The 21,483-nt window shown below is 65.8% G+C and carries 14 protein-coding genes; 9 read left to right on the forward strand and 5 right to left on the reverse strand.

Annotated features, from left to right (window positions below):
• Positions 1–34: 34 nt before the first annotated feature.
• From MJ601_RS12180 to MJ601_RS12190, 3 genes are all read left to right on the forward strand, one after another.
• Positions 35–682, forward strand: coding sequence for a PIG-L deacetylase family protein (locus MJ601_RS12180; protein WP_242126744.1), 648 nt, complete (start codon positions 35–37; stop codon positions 680–682).
• Between the two features lie 478 nt (positions 683–1,160).
• Positions 1,161–1,769, forward strand: coding sequence for a LuxR C-terminal-related transcriptional regulator (locus tag MJ601_RS12185; protein ID WP_242126747.1), 609 nt, complete (start codon positions 1,161–1,163; stop codon positions 1,767–1,769).
• Positions 1,770–1,872: 103 nt separating this feature from the next.
• Positions 1,873–3,234: a lipopolysaccharide biosynthesis protein gene (locus MJ601_RS12190; protein WP_242126749.1), complete on the forward strand. Its 1,362-nt coding sequence runs from the start codon at positions 1,873–1,875 to the stop codon at positions 3,232–3,234.
• 63 nt (positions 3,235–3,297) lie between these two features.
• Here MJ601_RS12190 and MJ601_RS12195 read toward each other — a convergent pair whose 3' ends face one another.
• The 3 genes from MJ601_RS12195 to MJ601_RS12205 form a co-directional block, all read right to left on the reverse strand.
• The gene (locus MJ601_RS12195; protein ID WP_242126751.1) at positions 3,298–3,948 is read right to left on the reverse strand and encodes a helix-turn-helix transcriptional regulator; all 651 of its coding nucleotides are present in this window, start codon (positions 3,946–3,948) and stop codon (positions 3,298–3,300) included.
• 83 nt (positions 3,949–4,031) lie between these two features.
• Positions 4,032–6,317: a GumC family protein gene (locus tag MJ601_RS12200; RefSeq protein WP_242126753.1), complete on the reverse strand. Its 2,286-nt coding sequence runs from the start codon at positions 6,315–6,317 to the stop codon at positions 4,032–4,034.
• 134 nt (positions 6,318–6,451) lie between these two features.
• Entirely contained in the window at positions 6,452–7,810 is a 1,359-nt protein-coding gene (locus tag MJ601_RS12205; RefSeq protein WP_242126900.1) for an O-antigen ligase family protein, read from the reverse strand.
• On the opposite strand from MJ601_RS12205, the gene MJ601_RS12210 reads away from it, so the two are divergent.
• The 6 genes from MJ601_RS12210 to MJ601_RS12235 all read left to right on the forward strand — a co-directional run bounded on the left by MJ601_RS12210 (position 7,809) and on the right by MJ601_RS12235 (position 18,590).
• On the forward strand, positions 7,809–9,077 hold the full coding sequence (locus MJ601_RS12210; protein WP_242126756.1) for a sulfotransferase family protein: 1,269 nt from the start codon (positions 7,809–7,811) through the stop codon (positions 9,075–9,077). The two genes, MJ601_RS12205 and MJ601_RS12210, sit on opposite strands and share 2 nt — an antisense overlap.
• The gene (locus MJ601_RS12215) at positions 9,074–10,414 is read left to right on the forward strand and encodes a pectate lyase (RefSeq protein ID WP_242126758.1); all 1,341 of its coding nucleotides are present in this window, start codon (positions 9,074–9,076) and stop codon (positions 10,412–10,414) included. The genes MJ601_RS12210 and MJ601_RS12215 overlap by 4 nt, the downstream gene beginning before the upstream one ends.
• Complete coding sequence (locus MJ601_RS12220) at positions 10,411–11,634, forward strand: glycosyltransferase family 4 protein (RefSeq protein ID WP_242126760.1); 1,224 nt, start codon at positions 10,411–10,413, stop codon at positions 11,632–11,634. The genes MJ601_RS12215 and MJ601_RS12220 overlap by 4 nt, the downstream gene beginning before the upstream one ends.
• A gap of 11 nt (positions 11,635–11,645) precedes the next feature.
• Positions 11,646–13,334 (forward strand): type I secretion system permease/ATPase, encoded by a 1,689-nt coding sequence (locus MJ601_RS12225; protein WP_491572916.1) that lies wholly within the window; start codon positions 11,646–11,648, stop codon positions 13,332–13,334.
• Positions 13,334–14,701 carry an HlyD family type I secretion periplasmic adaptor subunit gene (locus MJ601_RS12230; RefSeq protein ID WP_242126765.1) on the forward strand — a complete coding sequence of 456 codons (1,368 nt, stop codon included), beginning with the start codon at positions 13,334–13,336 and terminating at the stop codon, positions 14,699–14,701. The genes MJ601_RS12225 and MJ601_RS12230 overlap by 1 nt, the downstream gene beginning before the upstream one ends.
• A gap of 151 nt (positions 14,702–14,852) precedes the next feature.
• A complete protein-coding gene (locus MJ601_RS12235; protein ID WP_281061287.1) occupies positions 14,853–18,590 on the forward strand; it encodes a cadherin domain-containing protein in 3,738 nt (1,245 codons plus the stop codon).
• Between the two features lie 28 nt (positions 18,591–18,618).
• On the opposite strand, the gene MJ601_RS12245 is transcribed toward MJ601_RS12235, so the two are convergent.
• Both MJ601_RS12245 and MJ601_RS12250 read right to left on the reverse strand, forming a co-directional pair.
• Positions 18,619–19,116 carry a flavin reductase family protein gene (locus tag MJ601_RS12245; protein WP_242126767.1) on the reverse strand — a complete coding sequence of 166 codons (498 nt, stop codon included), beginning with the start codon at positions 19,114–19,116 and terminating at the stop codon, positions 18,619–18,621.
• A gap of 84 nt (positions 19,117–19,200) precedes the next feature.
• The gene (locus MJ601_RS12250) at positions 19,201–21,462 is read right to left on the reverse strand and encodes an NADP-dependent malic enzyme (protein WP_242126769.1); all 2,262 of its coding nucleotides are present in this window, start codon (positions 21,460–21,462) and stop codon (positions 19,201–19,203) included.
• Between the last annotated feature and the right edge of the window lie 21 nt (positions 21,463–21,483).

A 21,483-nucleotide genomic window follows, 5' to 3' on the forward strand; every position in this document is an offset into this window, starting at 1 on the left:
GTCAGCGCCCTTCAACGCGCGCCGGATCGCCGTCGTGGCGCCGCATCCGGATGACGAGATATTGGGCTGCGGCGGCACCATGGCCCGCGCGGCCGCAGCAGGCGCAGAAGTCCATGTCATCATCGTCACGCGTGGTCAGCCGCCCCTGTTCGATGAAGAACTGGTCTGCCAGGTTCATGAAGAAAGTATAGGAGCCCATAATATTATTGGCGTAACCAGCACTCAGTTTCTTGATTTTCCCGCTGCCGGACTGGACCAGGTGAAACGCAGCGATCTCAACCATGCGCTGTCAGCCGCCCTGTCGCGGATCGACCCCGATGTGCTTCTGATTCCCTTCATCGGCGACATCCACATGGACCATCAGATCGTGTTCAATGCCGCACTGGTCTATGCCCGGCCAAGGACAAGCCGCGGTCCCGCCTCCGTTCTGGCTTATGAGACCCTGTCGGAAACCAATTGGCTGGCGCCGGGCGTCACGCCCGCCTTCAGCCCCAACATGTTCGTCGACATCAGCGAGACGATCGAACGGAAGATCACGGCCTTCCAGGCCTTCCGCAGCCAGGTCAAACCCCATCCAGACGAGCGCTCGATCGAGGCCGTTCGTGCCCTGGCGACGCTGAGGGGAGCAACTGCCTATCGCTGCGCTGCGGAAGCATTTGTTCTTATCCGGCAAATTAATTAACTTAGGTTATAACTCTACCGAATCATTTTTATTTTCTGCGAACGAGCCTTTTCACTGGCTTAAGCGAATTCATATACTACCAAAGTGGTAACGATGTCTGCCGCGTCGCAACAACCACTAAAGCTTACGGAGAAAATTCGCCATCTTAACAAGTTGTTAACGGTTCATTGCGGTTACCCGAAATTTCTGTTGTGGACTCCGGGACTCTGACGGCACAAATATGCTACTCATAAGTTATTGAAAAAAAAGAAAGGGTCGCACTACAGGCATTTAATTACTGGTCTTCTACACTCCGTTTGGGGCCTGCTTACGGAAGTAGAAGAGATCATGAGGGGACCACCCAATGTCATATCCAGTCAATGTGCGTCTGTTGTGCGGTAATGCAATCGTCCGAGAGGGGTTGAGCCGTATTCTGACGGAGCGGGATTTCCGCGTGACTCAATATTCCAATATTGCAGCAATAGTTCAGCAAGATGAAGTGCCCGAAGATAATGGGCCGTCCCTTCTTCTGATCGACGATGGAACCGAAGCGATGGACGTCGAGACGCTGTCGCTTCTGCAAAAGCGCTTTCCCTGCTCCTATCTGGTTCTCCTGTCCGACCGGTTCGATTTCCAGATCATGCTGAAGGCGTTCCGGATCGGTGCGCTCGCCTATATCGTCAAGGAAATCTCCTGTGACCGCTTGGTCGCGACGTTGCGGCTGGTGGCCATGGGTGAACGCGTCCTCCCGCCGCAACTGGCCGATGAGCTGCAATCGCGCCCGAGCCTGACCGATGCGCTGGAGGTCGAACGGCCGGTGGATGCTGCCTGCCTGTCGGATCGCGAGCTGGAGATCCTTCGCTGGCTGATCATGGGATGCCCGAACAAGGTCATCTCCAAGCGCATGGATATCAGTGAAGCCACGGTGAAGGTGCATGTGAAGGCCGTGCTGCGCAAGCTGCGCGTCAAGAACCGGACGCAGGCGGCGATCTGGGCGGCCAATCACGGGATGCGCGGCCGCGTGACCGAAGTCGAACCGGAGCTGCCCGTCAGCATCCCGCACCCCGCGCAACTGCCGGCCATGGAAATGGTCGCACTCCGCGTCTGATCCCCGACCGCCCGACAACGCTTTCAGCCTGGCTCGAACGGCTGACCGCCTGCGGACGCGCGACAAGCAAAAGAGGGATCATCATGTCAGATGGAACAGGGACGTGCTGACCGCACGCGCCGCCCAGATGTTGCGCAGCCGGTTCGGCGCTTTCCTGATCAAGGGAACGCGCGGTCGGCTGGTCGCGGTGGGACACCTGCTTTCGGGCAATTTCCTGAACGCGCTGATCATGCTGGTCAGCGTGGCGATGGCCGCCCGATCCCTGGGACCAGCCACCTATGGCGTCATGGTGCTGGTCCTTTCCTATAATCGCGTGGTCGAGCGGATTTTGCGCTTCGAATCCTGGCAGCCCCTGATCCGGTTCGCCGTCCAGGAAGAGGCGCAAGGTTCGCCGCGACGCCTGCAACGGCTCTATTGCTACGGCCTGATGCTGGATATGGGTGCCGCCGCGCTGGCGGCCTTCAGCGCCATCGGGCTGGCCCTGTTGTTCGGGCCACTCTTCGGCCTGAAACCCCTGCATGTGGAACTGGTGGCGATCTATTCGGTCGCGACGCTGTTCAATATTGCCGGTGTGCCTACCGCGGCCTTGCGGCTGTCGGGCCAGTTCAAGATGCTGGCCTATGCGCAGGTTGCGGGCAATGTGCTGCGCATCCTGCTCGCCTTCATCTGCATGGTGAACCATGCGGGGGTGATCGGCTTCATGGTCGCCTGGACGGTGTCGCAGGCGCTGGGGTCGGTGGCGGTCTTCTGGGTCGGCTTCCGGGCGCTCAGGCAAATGGGGATACCCAATCCGCTGCGTGCCCGGCTTCGGGGACTTGTCCGCGACTTTCCCGGCTTTTTCGGCTTCGCCTGTTCGACCAACCTGTCGTTGACGCTGCGCGTCATCACCACCGAAGCGGATTCGCTGTTCGTGGGGGCAGTGGCCGGAAGCTCGGCCGCTGCGGTCTATTATCTCGCCAAGCGGATCGCCAAGGTGGCGGCCCAGGTCGGTGCACAGGTGCAGGCCGTGGTCTATCCCGATGTCGCGCGGATGTGGGCCAACGGCAATATCCGCAACTTCCGAGCGGCGACGCTGCAGGTGCAGATGGCCCTGGCGGCGGTCGGTTTCGCCATGCTGGCGGGCGCCTGGCTGTTCGGGCCGCTGCTGATCCGGGTGGGGCCGGGCGAGGCCTATGCACAAACCTATGTCCTGCTGCTGACGCAGCTGGTGGCGGTGATGCTGATGCTGCACGCCGCGCCGTCCCGATCGGCGATGCTGGCGATGAACCAGAGCTGGAAGGTGCTGGCGATCTCCGGATTCGGCACGGCGCTGTTCGTGGCGGTCGCGGCCTATGCCGTGCCGCGCTACGGCCCGATCGGCGGCAATATGGCGCATGTCCTGCTGGGCGTGGTGACGGCCGGGCTGCTGGACGTAAGCTGGCTTCGCCGGGCACGCATCAGGCCGGTAGCAGCCGGCGCCCACTGATCCTCTCCACCACGCATTCATGGGGAAAGGGTCTTCGGCTTCCGTGCCGAAGACCCCCTTGGTTCAATCGTCGACGTCTCCGCCTTTCAGCAGATGCGCGACGATCTGGGTACGATTGGCGGCGCCATTGACCGCCATGATCGCGCGCACATGGACCTTGACGGTGCTCTCGCTGATGTCGAGGCGCTGGGCGATATCCTTGTTGGAGGCACCCTGCGCCAGCAGCCGCAGCACGTCGCGCTGCCGCTTGGTGAGCAGTTTGAACTTGTCGACCGCCAGGGCGATCCGTTCATCAGTGCCCTCCGGCCGGGTGGAACCGAACCGCGCCTGCATCGCCGACGCGAAGGCGGCCGGGTAGACGGCCAGACCGTCCTTCAACAGCAGCAATGCGCGCTGCATCGTCTCGACGCTGGTGCTCGATCGCAACAGCCCCTGCGCACCAGCCATGACCGCCGCCGTCATCAGCGCTTCATTGCCATGGTCCGCGATCACGAGAATCGGGACATGCGGCCAGACCCGACCTGCCTCGCCGATCTGAAGCGGAAGGGCCGTGCTCTCCGCATCGGAATCGCCCGTCTGGAACAGGATGATGTCGGGCGCCTGAACGCCATCCGATGGATCCAGGCCGGTCTGCGGCAGGATTCGGCTGTCCGGGGTATCGAGCGCGACCGCGATGCAGGCCCGCCGCAGCGGACTGCCATCGATGATCAGCAAGCTCAGACGGGCATCCTTTTCCACCATCAGGCTTTCGAAACAAGTGGGATGCGCGGCACTTTGACGTGGGGGTGGCAGCGTGCTCACGCGGCCTTGCGCGTGAAGACGTGGCGCACCCGCCTCAACCAGCCCTGCTGAACGGGGAAACTGTCGGAATAATAGGCGGCCGATCCCATGTAGAACTGGACCGCGTCGCCATAGCCGCGCCGGGCATGATCTTCATAATCGACCTGGTTGAATACCGCGCCCACTACCTGGTTGTTGACCATCTGGAGCGAGGCGCGGAGCTGTTCGACCGTGGTATGGCCCCAACGCACGACCATGACGGTCGAATCCGCCAGGCTGGACAGCGTTCGCGCGTCGCGCACGGCAAGGATGGCGGGGGCATTGATGACGACCAGGTCGAAGCGATCGCGCAGATCATCGAGCAGCCGTCCGACCTGCCAGCCCTGCACCACGGCGGCGGGGTTGCGAATCTGTTCGCGCGTGCTGAGCACCACCGGCATCAGCGCCGTGGGGGCCGCTCCTTCGGCCGCATCATGCTCCAGATGCGGTTCGATCTGGGGAATGAGCCTGCGGCTTTCCTCCGCATGGGTCAGCACCTCGATCAGGTCGGGCGTGTTGGAACTGTCCTGGATCGAACGCAGGATGCTGGGGCCGGGACGCCGCAGGTCAAGGTCGACGACGATCGCGCGCCGCCCCATGGAGGCGGCAGCGGCGGCCAGCGTCAGCGCCACGCTGGACTTGCCGTCGCCGGGCAGGGGCGACGTCACCAGAACGCGCTGGCTGCCTCCGTCAAGGGCACCGTCATGCGGTAATTCGCCGATTTCGCTCGCCAGGTTGCGCGCGACCTCGGTGAACAGCGATTGCGGCTGGGTGATGACCGGATTTTCCTCGATGGTGGCGCCGATCGAATCCTCCAGCCTGGGCAACATCGCCAGCGTCCGCAGGCCGAAGAGGCGGCGTAGCTGCTCCCCGCTGCGCAGGCGATTGTCGAACATCTCGATGCCCAGCACGATCAGGAAAGCGAGCACCGACGAACCGACGAAGGCCGCCAGCGCCATTTTCTTGGGCGCGGGCGCGACCGGATAGAGCGGCACGGCGGCGGCCGACACCATGGTCGAGTTGACGCCCGTGGTCTGGAGTTCGGACTGCACCGTCTGGGCACGCCCGGCCGTGGTCAGATAGGCCTGCCGCGCCACTTCCGCCCGCCGTTCAAGGATCGACAGATCGACCAGATTGGCATTGTTGCGGAAGGCCGCGCCGCTCATCGCATTGAGCCTTGCCTGAAGCTGGCCCGCGCGCGCGGACGCGGCGCTGGCCTCCGCCAGGGCCATGGCCCGTTCGCGCCCGGCATCCGTGTCATTCTTCGTCTGCTGCGTGTTGATGACCGCTGCCCGTTCCTGGACCAGCGCGTTGCCGACCTGCGCGATCTGGGCCGAAAGCGCCTGCATCTGGGGATGGTTGGCGCCCATCTGCACCGAGATTTCGGAGCGTTGGCGGACCAGGTCGTCATATTGCTTCTGGAGATTGTCGAGCGCAGGCGAGGTCGCACCGGCGACGGTGCGCATGGCAGCGGCGCGGCCGACCCCGGCGGCCTGCGCCTGCATCGCGCTGCTAATCGCGGCGGTCGAGGCGGCCTCCACCGCGATGCGGTTCATCTGCTGATAATCCTCCGCGCTGCCCGCCCCCATCGGCATCAGATGGTCGCGGCGAAAATCGGCGACGGCCCGCTCGGCCACCTCCACTTCATAAGCCAGGCGGCCGGTTTCCTTGTCCAGCGCGGTGCTGAGACCATCGCGCCAGTTCTGCCGCCGCTGCGACCGCAGCTTTTGCAGGCTGTCGACGAAACGATTGGCGACGCGCGCGGACAGTTCCGCCTTGCGCGACTGGACGGTGATATCGATGAAGTCGGAGTCGGTGGAACTGACCACGCGGGTATTCTTGGTCAGTTGCACAGCCGCCTGCTGCACCGTCATCGGGACATTATGGGTGAAGGTCGGGTTGCGGTTCAGATCAAGGTCGCGCACCACCTGTTCCGCCAGCGCCTGCGAACGGTACATGCGCGCCTCGTTGGCGACGCGCTGCTGGTTGCGGGTGGCATCGGCCTGGTTCGAACCGGTGGAATCGTTGAGTTCCACCTGAACGGTCGCGGTCGCCTCGTAACGGTTAGGCAGTTGCAACTGAACGGCCAGCACCACGACCACGCAGGCGATGACGATCGTCGCCACCAGCTTGATATGCCGGCACAACAGAAACCAGATCTGGCGGGCCGTCATCTGTTGCAGTTCGAAGGACAGGTCCTGCTGCTTTTCCCCGCCGCCCGGCCGAACCGCGCCGTCGATCAGTGTCAGCTGTGCAGACGCCATGATAGTCTCCCGTCGGATCGCAGGGGCGTGTGAACAGGGCCTGGCAGGAGGCCCTTCCCCAAATCATTCCAAATATTGATGTCTGCGCCGCGCCAGAGCAAAAGCGCATCGGGACGGCGGGCTGCGCATAGGTGCTAACCCTTCGGATGCATAAGCGGGGAAGGCGGCGAAGGCTGCAGCGGGCCTGCCGGACGGGCGTAGATCAGCCGGGCGCCCTCTGCCTTCCCGTTCCGCCGCGGCCCATAGAGGGTGGCCAGCGCCACCATGACCGGCATCACCCACATGCGCGAATACATGTGCGGATAGGACATGGTGTAGATCAGGAAGACCAACAGCACCGCCCCCGCCATCGCACCCCGATCGCGATGGAGGCGCAGTCCGCTCACCGCCAGCAGGCAGAGCAGCACAAGCAGGATCATCAGCCCGCAAAAGGCGACCGACCCGCCCTCGTTCCAGATCAGCAGATAGAGATTGTGGACCGGATTGTCGTAGGCGCTGATTTCCCGATAGCGGTCGACGCCCATGCCGATCAGCATATTGTCCTCGGCAAAGCCCCAGGCTTCCTCGATCAGCTGGGCACGGTTGATGAAGGTGCCCGCCTGATTGAGGTCGCCGCTTTCCACCGCATTGCCGACCCGTTCCTGAAACGCCTTGGGCAGGGGCGCGCCGGAGGCGAAGAACAGGCTGGCGGCGACGGCAGCGGCCAGACCCAGGCGAAAGATATAGCGCATGCCCATCAGCAGCATCGCGGTGAAGATGGCGAGCAGCGAGGCGGAAAATCCGGTGAAGGACGCGCTCAGCATCAGCCCCCAGAGCAGCAGGATCAGGCAGCAAAGCCCGGCCAGGCCGGACAGCATGTGCTGGCGCACCGAAAACAGCAGCATCGGCAGGGAAAAGGCGACCACCGCGCCATTGGGATTGGGTTGCCCCGCCATCGCCCCCAGCCGGTCGTTGCCGGTGATAAAGCCGTCGCCCAGCCAGTGGACCGTGTCATGGAAGGTGAGGAAGAAGGTCGCGATGATGCCGATGGTTTCCGACAGGGCGGTTCCCAGCACGAAGACCAGCGGCGCGATGCGCGTGATCCTTTCGCCCTGCTGCATCAGCAGCACCGGAATGAAGAGGAAGGCCACCGTATATTGCAGGGCGATGTTCACCCAGCGCAGCGGATCGCCATTGACCACCGATCCCACGAACAGGCCGCCCAGCATCATCACCAGGCCCGTCAGCCAGAAGGGAGTGAGCGACCGGAAGGGGGTGGCGCTCAAATGGCCGCGCGCGCCCGATATGGCGAAGCTGAGGAGAAAGAAGACGTCGGAGAAGGTGAGATTGATCTGGCCGACGCGCAGCAGGCTCCATCCCGACAGGAAGATCGCGGCGAGCAGGCAGTAGCGGGCGATCCGGTCCCAGACATGCTCCTGTCCCCGCGCCGCTCCGGCAGGGCTCGCGCTCGCGCGATGAACCGCCGGACCGGTAAACGGAGCAGGGCTGGTCATGGCGGTCACGATCGGCTTCCCCTCCGCTGGGCCAGTGGGCAGGGCTGATGGGCTGGAGCGGCACATTGCCCCTCCCTCCCACCCCGGCGCAAAGGACATTCGGGACAGGCGGCGGGGCATAAAGGGCAGCCGGACCTATCCGAATTTGCCGGGATATCAGCCGTGTGATCCGTTGATCGGCCATCTGTCCGACGGGATAAATGCCTGCACCGGCGCGCCGCCGGAAGACGGCAGGGGCGCCCTCCGCGAAAAGGACGATTCGGTGACGGATGCCATCCTGCCCCGGCGCAATGCCGATGAAACGACCATGGCCCCACGGGAAAGCCGCACCTCCTCCCCGGCTGCGGACCAGGGCGCGATCAAGCTGATCTATGTCGCGGGCTATGGGCGCAGCGGCACGACCCTGCTGGACATCGCGCTGGGCGAACATCCCGCGATCATGGGCGCGGGCGAGGTCGCGACGCTGGCGCGGCATGTCTGGGACAATGGCGAATATTGCGCCTGCGGAGCGCGGGTCCACGACTGTCCGGCCTGGAAGGCGATCGTCACCCGCTGGATGCAGGGAGAGCCGGACGGCTTTCTGGCGGGCTATCGCCGGGCGCAGGCGCTGACCGAGGGGCTGCTGGCGCCGGGCAGGCTGCTGCGGCTGCCCGGATGGCGGAGCCATGCGCGGCGCACGCTGAAATTGCTGCGCGGCATGACGCTGGTGTCGGGACGGCCGATCCTGGTGGACAGTTCCAAACTGCCGGGCCGCGCCTTCGCGCTGGCGGCGATGCCGGGCATCGACCTGCATGTCGTCCATGTGGTGCGCGACGGGCGCGGCGTCGCCTGGTCGCTGCTGAAGGGACACAGGCGCAGCGTCGAAAAGGGCGTGCAGCGCGAATTGCGGCCCAAGCCGCTGCTCTACACTGCGCTGCGCTGGTCGATGGTCAATCTGGCGGCCGAATGGCTGTGTCGCCGGGTCGGCCCCGACCGCAGCATCCGCGTGCGGTATGAGGATTTCATCGACGATCCGCGCGGCACCATCGGCCGGATCGTCGCGCTGGTGGGGGAACGGCCCCATGACGCCGCGACCGGCGCCGTCCCCTTCGAACCGCAGCACCAGGTCGCAGGCAGCCGCCACCGGATGCAGAAATCGATCGTCCTGCGCAGCGACGACAAGTGGAAGCGGGAAATGCCCGGATGGAAGCGGTGGATCTTCACTGCCATGTGCGCGCCGATGCTGCACCGCTATGATTATCCGCTGCGCAGCGGAGACGTGGCATGAGGCGCCTGTTGCTGGCCCTGTGCCTGTCCGTGGCGATGGCGGGCTGCTCCGGCGCGGGCACCGAATCGCAGGCGGCGGCGCAGCCGGTCAAGGGCGAGCCCGCCTTTCCCGGCGCGGTGGGCTATGGCGCCGCAGCCAGCGGCGGGCGCGGCGGGCGCATCATCGCCGTCGACACGCTGGCGGACAGCGGCCCCGGGTCCCTGCGCGCCTGCATCGAAGCGTCGGGACCGCGCGTCTGCATCTTCCGGGTGAGCGGCATCATCCGCTTCACCGCGCCGCCGCCGATCATCCACAATCCCTTCCTGACCATTGCCGGACAGAGCGCGCCGGGCGACGGCATCGTCATCGCCCATGCGGGCGGCGAGAACGGCCGCACCCCGATCGTGGTCAAGAACACGCACGACGTCGTTATCCGCCATATCCGCGTGCGCAACGACAGGATCGGTGCGCATCGCGGGTCGGAGGACAGCTTCACCATCATGAACAGCCGGCAGGTGATCGTCGACCATGTCAGCGCGAGCTGGGCGCGGGACGAGCTGATCAACGGCTATGGCGACAATGACTGGATCACGATCAGCAACAGCATCTTCGCCGAGGGGATTCCACGTCACGACAAATGCGCGCTGCTCGCCAGCGATCCCAAGGGACCGCAGCATCTGAGCTTCATCGGCAATATCTGCGCGCATAATGGCGACCGCAACCCGGACCTCAACTTCCCGCCCGGTTCCTGCGCGGAGGTAGTGAACAACATCCTCTATAACGGCCAGTCGGAATTCGCCGAAATCTGGGAAAGTTTCGGTGGCGTACCGGTTTCGCTGATCGGCAACAGCTTCATCGCGGGGAGGAACACCCGGCCCGACACGGTCGGCGTCGCGCGGAACGTCATGGGGTCCAAGGGGCTCGCGAAAGTCTATCTGGCCGACAACCGGTTCGATGGGGATTTCGTCCATCTTTCCCCCCTGCTGAAGGATGCGGAGGTCGACCGGCCGCCCTGCCCCCCGACCGTCGCGGCCCAGCCCGCAACGGATGCCTATGAGATGGTGCTGGGCGATGCGGGCGCCTTTCCGCGCGATCCGTTCGACCGCCGCATCGTCAGCCAGATTCGAGAGCGCAAGGGCCATATCGTCAGGCAGCCGGGGATGATCGACGATCCGCTGCCCGGCACGCCCTATCCCGATGCGGACGGCGACGGCATGGACGACCGCTGGGAGGCGCAGCACGGCACCAATCCGCGCAAGGCCGATCCCTGGGGCGACGCGGACGGGAACGGGATCGCCAATCTCGACCAGTTTCTGGACCAGCGGTCCCGCGACCTGATCGACGGGAAGGCGGGATGAACGCGCTGGCGCCCCGTTTCCAGGCCGAAGCAGCGGCGGAGAATCGCCCGTTGCGCATCTGCTTCCCCTTTTCCGGGGACAGCGTCGGGGGCAGCCATATTTCGGTGCGCGGACTGATGACGAATCTCGACCCCGCGTTGTACCGGCCGATCGTCGTGACCGAGGTGCCCGACGGCATGATCGCCCGCTTTTTCGCCGGGCAGGAACGGATGGACGATCCCGGCGCGCACGGCCTGTTCGTGCCCGGCGAGGCCTTCACCCTGCGGAAATTCACGCGGACCCTGGCCGGAGTCCTGCCCCGCGCCCGCTTCCTGCGGCGGCAGCGGATCGACATCGTCCATGTCAATGACGGGCGCAGCAGCGCCAACTGGGCGCTGGCCGCCCGGCTGGCCGGGACCAGGCTGATCTGGCACCATCGCGGCGATCCCCGGGCGCTGGGCCTGCGCCTGCTGGCACCCGCGCTGGCGCATCGGGTGCTGGCGGTATCCGCCTTCGCGCTGCCGCCCGAGGGGATCTGGTCGGCGCGCGACAAGGCATCGGTGGTGCACAGCCCGTTCGATACCGGCATCAGCATCGACCGGGCCAAGGCGCGCGACACGCTGATCCGGGAGCTGGGGGTGACGCCCGACACGCTGCTGCTCGGCTATTTCGGCGCCTTCGTGCCGCGCAAGCGGCCCCTGCTGTTCGTCGACATGATGGCGCGGCTGCGCGGCCTCGTCGACCGGCCGGTCATGGGGGTGATGTTCGGCGAGGCGCGCCTGCCCGCCATGGATTCCGCGCTGCGCCAGCATATTGCGGGCAAGGGGGTTGCCGGTCAGGTGAAGCTGATGGGCTATCGCACGCCCGGCCCCTTCTGGATCGCCGCCTGCGACCAGCTTGTCGTGCCAGCCGTGGGCGAGCCCTTCGGCCGGACGCTGGTGGAGGCGATGCTGGTCGGCACGCCGATCGTCGCCGCGCGGTCCGGCGGCAATATCGAGGCGCTGGAGGGCGGCGTCGGCCTGCTGGTCGAGCCGGACGATGCGGACGCGCTGGCGCGGGCGTGCGCAGAGCTGGGAGCCAGAGGGAAGGGTGCTGGGAAGGCTGCTGGGGAGGCTGCCATGGACATGGGCCGGGAGATGGCGCTGGCGGCGCAGGCCGATGCGCGCCGCCGCTTCAGCGAAGCCACCCATTGCGCGAGGGTGAGCGCGATCTACGAACAATTGCGCACGTCCGGGGCCTGACGATGACCGGCGTGATCGGCGCGGTCAGGACGCATTTCCTCTGGGCGGCGCTGTTCAGCGCGCTCGCCAACCTGCTGTTCCTGGCGCCGACGCTCTACATGCTCCAGGTCTATGACCGGGTGGTGCCCACGCGGGGCGCAGCGACGCTGGGATTCCTGACTTTGGTGCTGATGCTGGCCTATGCCAAGCTGGCGCTGCTGGAATATATCCGCTCGCGCCTGCTGGTACGGGCGAGCATCGGGCTGGACCAGCGGCTGGCGCGCAGGCTGATCGCCGCGACGCTTGCGCAGCAGCCCGAGGGCGGCACCGGCCGCAAGAGCCGCCAGCCGATCCGCGAATGCGACCAGCTTCGCCAGACGCTGACCGGACCGGCGATGTTCGCGCTGTTCGATGCGCCCTGGACGCCGATCTACATCATCGTCTGCGCGCTCATCCACCCGCTGATCGGCCTGCTGGCGCTGCTGGGCGGGTTGATGCTGGTCGCGCTCACCTGGGTCGGCGAGCGGACCACCCGCACCCCCCTGCTTCAGGCCAATGCGGCGGCGAACCTCAGCTATGCCAGCCAGGAACAGACGATGCTGGGCGCCGAAGCGGTGCGGGCGCTGGGGATGCAGGGCGCGATGGTGCGCCGCCATCTGGCCGAGCGCGAGGATATGCTGGCCTGGCAGGCCAATGCCAGCTTCGCCGCCGGCAGCCGGACGGCGATCAGCCGCTTCCTGCGCAATGCGCTGCAGTCGGGGGCGCTGGGGCTGGGCGCGCTGCTGGCCATTGACGGGCAGATTTCGGGCGGGGCGATCTTTGCCTCGTCCTTCCTGCTGGGCAGGGCGGTGGCGCCGGTCGACCAGCTCGTGGCGAGCTGGCGCAGCGTCGTGCAGGCGCGCGGTTCCTATGCGGAGATCGGCACCTGGCTCGACGGCCGGTCCGGTCCCGCGCCGCAGACCGGCCTGCCGCGCCCCCAAGGGCGGGTCGATGTCGAGCGCGTGTCGGTGGAGGATCTGCATTCCGGCCGGATGATCCTCAACGCCCTGTCCTTTGCGATCGCGCCGGGCGAGATGGTGGCGGTGATCGGTCCCAGCGGCGCGGGCAAGTCGACCCTGGCGCGGCTGGTGGCGGGCGCGATCCGCTGCGATGAGGGCGAAATCCGCATCGACGGGGCGGAACGGTCGCAATGGGACGGCGACGCACTGGCGGTGCATGTCGGCTATATGCCGCAGCAACTCTCCCTCTTTGCCGGGTCGATCCGCGACAATATCGCGCGATTTGCCGATCCCGGCGGCGATGGCCGGATCGACGCCGAGGTGGTCGCGGCGGCGCGACAATGCGGGGTGCATGACATGATCCTGCGGTTGCCGCAGGGCTATGACACGATGCTGGGCTGGGGCGGCATGGGGCTGTCCATGGGGCAGACGCAGCGCATCGCCCTGGCCCGCGCACTGTTCCGCGACCCGGCCGTGCTGATCCTGGACGAACCCAACGCCCATCTCGATTCCGATGGGGAGGCGCAGTTGATCGCCGCGCTCGCCCAGGCCAAGGCGCGCGGCGCGGCGATCATGGTCACCGCCCATCGCACCGGGCTGCTGGGACCGGCGGACCGGATATTGGTGCTGGACAATGGCCGGATGCGGATGAGCGGACCGCGCGACCAGGTGCTGGGCGCGCTGACCAAGCCCCGTCCGGCACCCGTTGCGGGCGCGGCCTGATGCTGATGCGGGCGCAACGCCGCCTCATGCTCCCTGCGCCGGAGGCCTTTGCGCCGCCCCCGATCGCGGCCGACCCGCGGCCGGAGGTGCGTGGCGGGCTGCTGGTGACGGCCGCCTTTTTCCTGCTGTTTCTGGGCTGGGCGGCCTTGGCCCGGCTGGATGCGGCGGCGCTGGCGCCGGGGCGCACGAGCGTGGCGGGCCAGCGGCAAAGCGTGCAGCATCGCGACGGCGGGATCGTCGCGGCCATAGCGGTGCGGGAAGGGCAGAAGGTGCGGCAGGGCGACGTGCTGATCCGGCTGGCCGCACCCGCCGTGGCCGCGCAGGAACGGGTGCTGGCATCCCAGGCGATCTGGCTGATCGCGCAACGGGCGCGCCTGCGCGCGGAACAGGCGGGCACGGCGATCGATAGGCCCGCCGAATTCGGGGCGATGAGCGGCGATGACAAGGCCAATGCGGAAGCGGCGATGCGGGCGCAGGGCGCGCAGATGGCGGCGCGATCGGCCCTTCTGAACACGCAGCGGGGCGTGGCGCTGCATGAGGGAAGTCAGGCGGGGTCGCAGGCTGTCGGCTATCGCGAACAGGTGGCTTCGGTGATCGAGCAGGAGCGGCTGATCACCGATGAACTGGAAAGCCTGCGCACCGTCGCGGAAAAGGGCTTTGTGAGCAAGACGCGCATCCGGGCGCTGGAACGGGCCAAGGCGGACCTGATCGGCCAGCGCGGGCGGTTGCAGGCGGCGCGGGACAGTTCCGCCAACATGGTCGGGGAGGCACGGCTGAAGGCGCTGGAAGCGAAACAGAATCTGCAGGAGAAGGTAACCGCCGAACTGCGCGACGTCGAGGCGCAACTGGGGGATGTGCTGCCCAAATGGAGCGCGGCGCGGGACGAACTCGCCCGGACGCAAGTGCGCGCGCCGGTCAGCGGAACCGTGGTCGGCCTGTCGGTGCATACGGTCGGGGGCGTGATTGCTGCCGGGCAGGTGCTGATGGACATCGTGCCGCGCGATTCCGCCGTGGTGATCGAGGCGCGCTTTTCGCCCAATGACGTCGACGATCTGGCCGTGGGGCAGAAGGCGGAGGTTCGTTTCGCCGGCTTTCCGGGACGCAGCCTGCCGATCATCGAGGGCAGGGTGACGCGGGTGTCGGCGGACAGCTTCGTCGAGGAAAAGACCGGCATCGCCTATTTTGCCGGAGAGGTACGGATCGCCCCGGACCAGATCGCGCTGATCCGGCGCCATGCGCGGGGCGACTTCGCCATGAAGCCGGGCATGCCTGTAGAAGTGGTGGTCCCGCTGCGGCGGCGCACGGCGCTGCAATATATGTTCGATCCGCTGACCGATACGATGTGGCGCGCCTTCCGGGAGCAATAGCCCCTCTCGCCATGATCCATACCGAAGCTGCGGCTAAGCCCATCGGAGCAATCCCTATGGAGGCCCCTCTATCCCTATGCCCCCACCGTCCCGGCGGCGATTGGGAGTAGATGATTCCGACCTTTCACAAGGACGCGGGACAGGGGAAATCATGGCGAACTATTTCAACGTGGTTGGCAGCCAGACCATCATGGCGGGTAGTGAAAAGGACCAGTTCTTCGCGTTCACGCGGCTCGCCAATCTGGACTATGTACGCCCCGATGCGGTGATGGCGCAGCTTTTCTGGAACTCGGCGATCCTGACCGGCAGCGGCGCGGCCTATCAGCTGGCTGCCACCAATATCCAGATTTCCACCGACCTGTTCCTGGGCGGCCTGGGCACCGATATATTGTACGGGTCCAATCTGAACGACGCCATATTCTACAATAACGGCACCATTTCCGGGGGTTTCGGCGGTTTCGACAATATCGAGCAATTCTGGCTGGCCGATGGCGACGACATCATCGACCTGTCGGCCCACGGTCCTGGCGGCATCGATTACACCAAGGATATTCTGGTCCAGGGCGGCGAGGGCAATGATCAGATCATCGGCGGCGCGGGCAAGGACAATCTGCAGGGCGACGGCGGCAACGACATCATCTTCGGCTGGCGCGGCAGCGACACCATTTCGGGCGGCGCCGGCGACGACATCCTCTATGGCGACGACCTCGGCTTCAACGGCATCTCCGGCGACGACACGCTGGATGGCGGCACGGGCAACGACATCCTCTATGGCGGGCGCGGCAAGGACAAGCTGACCGGCGGCGACGGCAACGACATCCTCTATGGCGGAGCGGGAGACGACAGCCTGTCGGGCGGCGCGGGCGACGACATCCTCTACGGCGACGACGATCTGACGTCGGGCAACGACTATATGCATGGGGATTCCGGCAACGACCGGCTCTATGGCGGGCTGGCCGGGGACGAGATGTACGGGGATTCGGGCGACGACTGGCTCGATGGCGGCGCGGGCAACGACTATATGCATGGCGGCGGCGGCAATGACATGATCGTCGCCGGGCCGGACAATGACGTGATCGACGGCAGCGCCGACATCGATACCGTCATCTTTTCGGGCAACCGGGCGGATTATGTCTTCACCCTGCAGACCGACGGCAGCTATGTCGCGGTCGATCAGCGCGCCGGATCGCCGGAAGGCAGCAAGTCCATCCGCAACGTCGAATTCTTCCAGTTCGCGGACATGACCACCCCGTCCGCCGGGCTGAACGCGCCGCCGGTCATCACCTCGAACGGCGGCGGCGCGAGCGCGGCGCTGGCGATCGATGAGAACGGCACCGCCGTCACCATCATGACCGCGACCGATCCCGATGCCGGGCAGACGATCGGATTTTCCATCGTCGGCGGCGCGGACGCGGCACTGTTCGCTATCGACGCGGCGACGGGCGAAGTGCGTTTCCTGGCCGCGCCCGATTTCGAGAGTCCCGCCGATGCCGATCGGGACAATGTCTACCAGCTGATCGTCGCCGCCAATGACGGCAATGGCGGGGTGGATACGCAAAGCCTGTCCGTCACCGTGCGCGACGTCCCCGATGGCGCGGCGCCGGTCATCACCTCCAATGGCGGCGGCGCCGATGCGGCCGTCACCGTCAATGAAAATGCCACGGCCGTGACCATCGTCACCGCCACCGACGCCGACGGCCCTTCGATCAGCTTCTCCATCGTCGGCGGCGCGGATGCGGCATTGTTCGCCATCGACGCGGCGACCGGCGCCCTCAGCTTCAAGACGGCACCCGATTATGAGAGCCCGGCGGACGCCGATCGCGACAACAGCTATGACGTGGTCGTGCAGGCGAGCGACGGCAGCAACATGGACCGGCAGACGCTGACCGTCACGGTCGCCAACCTGAACGACAATGTCCCGGTCCTGACATCCTATGGCGGCGCGGCTTCCACGGCCCTGTCGGTGACGGAAAACAGCCTGATCGCCGCGACCGTGCAGGCCAGCGATGCCGACGGCACGCCGCTCAACTACACGATCAGCGGGGGCGCGGATGCGGCGCTGTTCACCATCGATACCACCACCGGCGCCCTCCGTTTCAAGGTCGCGCCGGACTATGAAGCCCCCGGCGACAGCAATGGCGACCGCATCTACAATGTGACCGTCAGCGCCAGCGACGGCACCAACAGCGTTGCCCAGATGCTGGCCATCACCGTCACCAACCTGAACGACAATGCGCCGGTCATCACCTCCAACGGCGGCGGCGCGACGGCGGCGATCAGCATGGCAGAAAATGGGACGGCGGTCACCACCGTCACCGCCACCGATGCCGACGGCACCACCCCCGGCTTTGCCATTGCGGGCGGCGCGGATGCAGCGCTGTTCACCATCGATGCCGTGACCGGCGCCCTCTCCTTCATCACCGCGCCGGATTTCGAAAACCGGCTCGATGCCGATGGCGACGGCGTCTATCAGCTTGTGGTGCGCGCGACGGACGGCAGCTATGCCGACGACCAGCTGCTTTCCATCACCATCACCGACGTCATGGAAACGGGCAGGACCATCACCGGCTCGTCCGGCAACAACATAATCAGCCCGACGACCAGCGTGTCGGCCTATCAGACCACCGCACTCAACGACACGATCTACGGCCTTGCGGGCAATGATAGCATCGATGGCGGCGCGGGCGCCGATTATATGGACGGCGGCACGGGCAACGACATCTTCTATGTCGACACCTATTCCGACGACGGTTTCGCCGGCAATGACGATCAGGTGATCGAACTGGCGGGCGGCGGCAGCGACCTGGTCTATGCCTCCGTCAGCTATAGGCTGGCGGCGCAGGTGGAAAGGCTGACGCTGACCGGCGCGGCGGCGATCAACGGCATCGGCAACGAGCTGGCCAACGTCATCACCGGCAATGACGCGGCCAACCAGCTTTCCGGCGGGCTGGGCGCGGACATACTCTACGGCAATGGCGGCGCCGACATGCTGGATGGCGGGGACGACAGCGACACGCTGTTCGGCGGCGACGGCAACGACATGCTGATCGGCGGAGCGGGCGATGATACGCTGGATGGCGGCACCGGGGCCGACAGCATGGCCGGGGGCCTGGGCAACGACGTCTATGTCGTCGACAGCTGGTCCGACGACGGCAATGCTGCCAATGACGACATGGTGTTAGAACTGCCGGGCGAAGGCATCGATCAGGTCAACGCCTCCGTCAGCTACCGGCTGGGCGCCGAGGTCGAGAAGCTGGTGCTGACCGGCGCCGACGCGATCGACGGCACCGGCAACGACCTGGCCAACACCATCACCGGCAACAGCGGCAATAACGGCCTGTGGGGCGGCGCGGGCAACGACACGATGCTGGGCAATGGCGGCGACGACCGGCTCTATGGCGAAGACGGCATGGACAGCCTGGACGGCGGATCGGGCAATGACTGGCTGGATGGCGGCGCGGCGGGCGACACGCTGAAGGGCGGCGCGGGCAATGACATGCTGATCGGCGGCGCGGGCAAGGATACGCTGACCGGCGGGACGGAGGCGGATATCTTCGTCTTCAACCGGGGCGACACGACGCTGAACTCCGCCAGCTACGACCGGATCACGGATTTCAGGGCCAGCGAAGGCGACCGGATCGACCTGGATTTCCTGAACGGCAGCCTGCCCGCGGCCGACTATGCGGAAGCGGCCATTGCCACCAACAATTTTTCCGATGCGCTGGCGGCGGCGGGCGCGACCGCCGGAGTGAATCATGTGACCTTCATCGCCGGGACGACCGACGGCTGGCTCTTCTACGACGCCAATGGCGACGGCACGTTCGAGCAGAGCATCCAGCTCGTCGGCGTCAACACGCTGGCGGGCGTGGATTCGGGCAGCTTCTTCTGACCTGCCGGTCCGGCATGCCGACCCGGCTTCAGCTCAGATGGGCGAATTCGCCATAACCGCCCTGGAAGAAGAGGAGCGGCTTGCCCGGCGTCTCGACCTCCAGCGCCACCACCCGGCCCAGCACGATGAAATGATCGCCCGCCTCATGCACGGCGTCGAGCTGGCAGTCGATCCAGGCCACCACCCCGTCCAGGATCGGCGACCCGTTGGTGGAGACACGGTGCGACACGCCGGAAAATTTGTCAGCGCCGCTGGTCGCGAACTGCTTGCATAGGGGTTGCTGGTCGCTGGCCAATATGTTGACGCAGAATTTGCCCGCCTGTTCGATCAGGGGCCAGCTATGCGACGTCTTGGCCGGGAAGAAGGCCACCAGCGGCGGATCGAGCGAAACGGACGTGAAGGAACCCACCACCATCCCGGTCGGCAGAGCATCGGTGCCCGCCGCCGTGACCACGCAGACGCCGGTCGGATAATGGCCCAGGACGCGGCGGAAGGTGGAGCTGTCGAAGGTGGCGGTCATGTTCATGGCTCTCTGTCTTCTCGACTTTGGCGGAACATGGCAAGCAAAAGCTGGGCGGAATCAGCCCAGTTGCGCAACGCCCGCCTCCGGTCAGACCGCCACGCCCGCCGAGGCCAGCACCGCCAGCGTCAGCAGTTCCGACGCGTTGGAGGACATGGTCGCGATCTGCACCGACTTGTCCATGCCCACCAGCATCGGCCCGATCATCGTCGCGCCGCCCAGTTCGCGCAGCAGCTTGGCCGAGATATTGGCCGACTGAAGCCCCGGCATCACCAGCACATTGGCCGGACCCGACAGGCGGCTGAACGGATAATTTTTCATCACCGTCGGGTTGAGCGCGGCATCGACGGTCATTTCGCCTTCATATTCGAAATCGACGCCCCGTTCGTCGAGCAGCTTCACCGCGTCGCGCATATTTTCCAGGAAGCTGCCCGGCGGATTGCCGAAATTGGAATAGGAGAGGAAGGCGACGCGCGGGTCATGCCCCATGCGCCGCGCCACCGCGACCGTGCCCTCGGCAATGTCGGCCAGTTCGCTGGCGGAGGGCCGTTCATTGACCGTGGTGTCGGCCAGGAACACCGTCTTGTCCTTCGTCACCATGACGTGGATGCCGAAGGGCGTGCGGCCTGCCGCCGGGTCCATCACCCGCTTCACCTCGCGCAGCGTCTGGCCGAAGGGCCGGGTCAGGCCGGTGATCATCGCGTCGGCATGACCCATATTGACCAGCAGCGACCCGAAGATGTTGCGGTCCCGGTTCACCATCCGCTCGCAATCGCGGCGCAGATAGCCCCGGCGCTGGAGCCGCTTGTAGAGCAGGTCCACCATGTCGGGCACCAGCGGCGAATTGACGCTGTTGTGCAGTTCGAAGCTCTCCGGATCCTGCACGCCCAGTTCCTTGAGCTTGTCGAGCACATGGGCGCGGCCGACCAGCACCGGGATGCCATAGCCAAGGTTGCGGAACTGGATCGCGGCGCGCAGCACCACCTCCTCCTCCGCCTCGGCGAAGACGACGCGCTTGGGATGGGCCTTCGCCACTTCATAGGCGGTGGTGAGGACCGAAGTGGTGGGGTTGAGCCGCCCCTTGAGCGACTGGCGATAGGCCGCCATGTCGGGGATCGGCCGTTGCGCAACGCCGGTTTCCATCGCCGCCTGCGCGACGGCGGAGGGCACGACCTCCATCAGGCGCGGGTCGAAGGGGGCCGGGATGATATAGTCCGGGCCGAAGCTGTGCGAGCGGCCATAGGCCTTGGCCACTTCCTCCGGCACCTGTTCGCGCGCCAGTTCGGCGATCGCCTTGGCGGCGGCGAGCTTCATCGGCTCGTTGATCCCGGTCGCCCGCACGTCGAGCGCGCCGCGGAAGATGAAGGGGAAGCCCAGGACGTTGTTGACCTGGTTGGGATAGTCCGAGCGGCCGGTGGCGACGATGGCGTCGGGGCGCACCGCCAGCACGTCGGGCGGGGCGATTTCCGGGTCGGGATTGGCCATGGCGAAGATGATCGGCCGGTCCGCCATCGACTTCACCATGTCCTGCGACATGGCGCCCGCGACGGAAAGGCCCAGGAACACGTCGGCGCCCCTGACCGCTTCGGCGAGCGTGCGGGCGTCGGTCTTCACCGCATGGGCCGACTTCCACTGGTTCATGCCCTCGGTGCGGCCCTGGTAGATCACGCCCTTGCTGTCGCACATGATGACATTCTCATGGGGCACGCCCAGCGCCTTGATGAGTTCGGTGCAGGAGATGGACGCCGCACCCGCGCCGTTCACCACCACCTTCATCGACTTCATGTCCCGGCCGGTCAGCATCGCCGCATTGAGGACGCCCGCCGCCGCGATGATCGCGGTGCCGTGCTGATCGTCGTGGAACACCGGAATGTTCATCCGTTCCTTGAGCGTCTGTTCGATGATGAAGCATTCGGGCGCCTTGATATCCTCAAGGTTGATGCCGCCGAAGCTCGGCTCCATCAGCTCGACCGCGTCGATGAACTTGTCGACATCCTCGGTCTTGAGCTCGATATCGATGCTGTCGACGTCGGCGAAGCGCTTGAACAGCACCGCCTTGCCCTCCATCACCGGCTTGGACGCCAGCGCGCCGAGATTGCCCAGGCCCAGGATCGCCGTGCCGTTGGAGATCACCGCGACCAGATTGCCCTTCGCCGTATAGTCATAGGCGGTGGCAGGGTCTTCGGCGATGGCGCGGACCGGCACCGCGACGCCGGGCGAATAAGCGAGGCTCAAGTCCCGCTGCGTCGCCATCGGCTTGGACGCGATGATCTCGATCTTGCCGGGTCGGCCGGTCGAGTGGAAGAACAGCGCCTCGCGCTCGGAAAATTCCACATTCGACTTCTCGGTCATGGCTGCACCCATATATTGAAA

The sequence above is a fragment of the Sphingobium trunci genome (assembly GCF_022664535.1).
Lineage (GTDB): Bacteria > Pseudomonadota > Alphaproteobacteria > Sphingomonadales > Sphingomonadaceae > Sphingobium.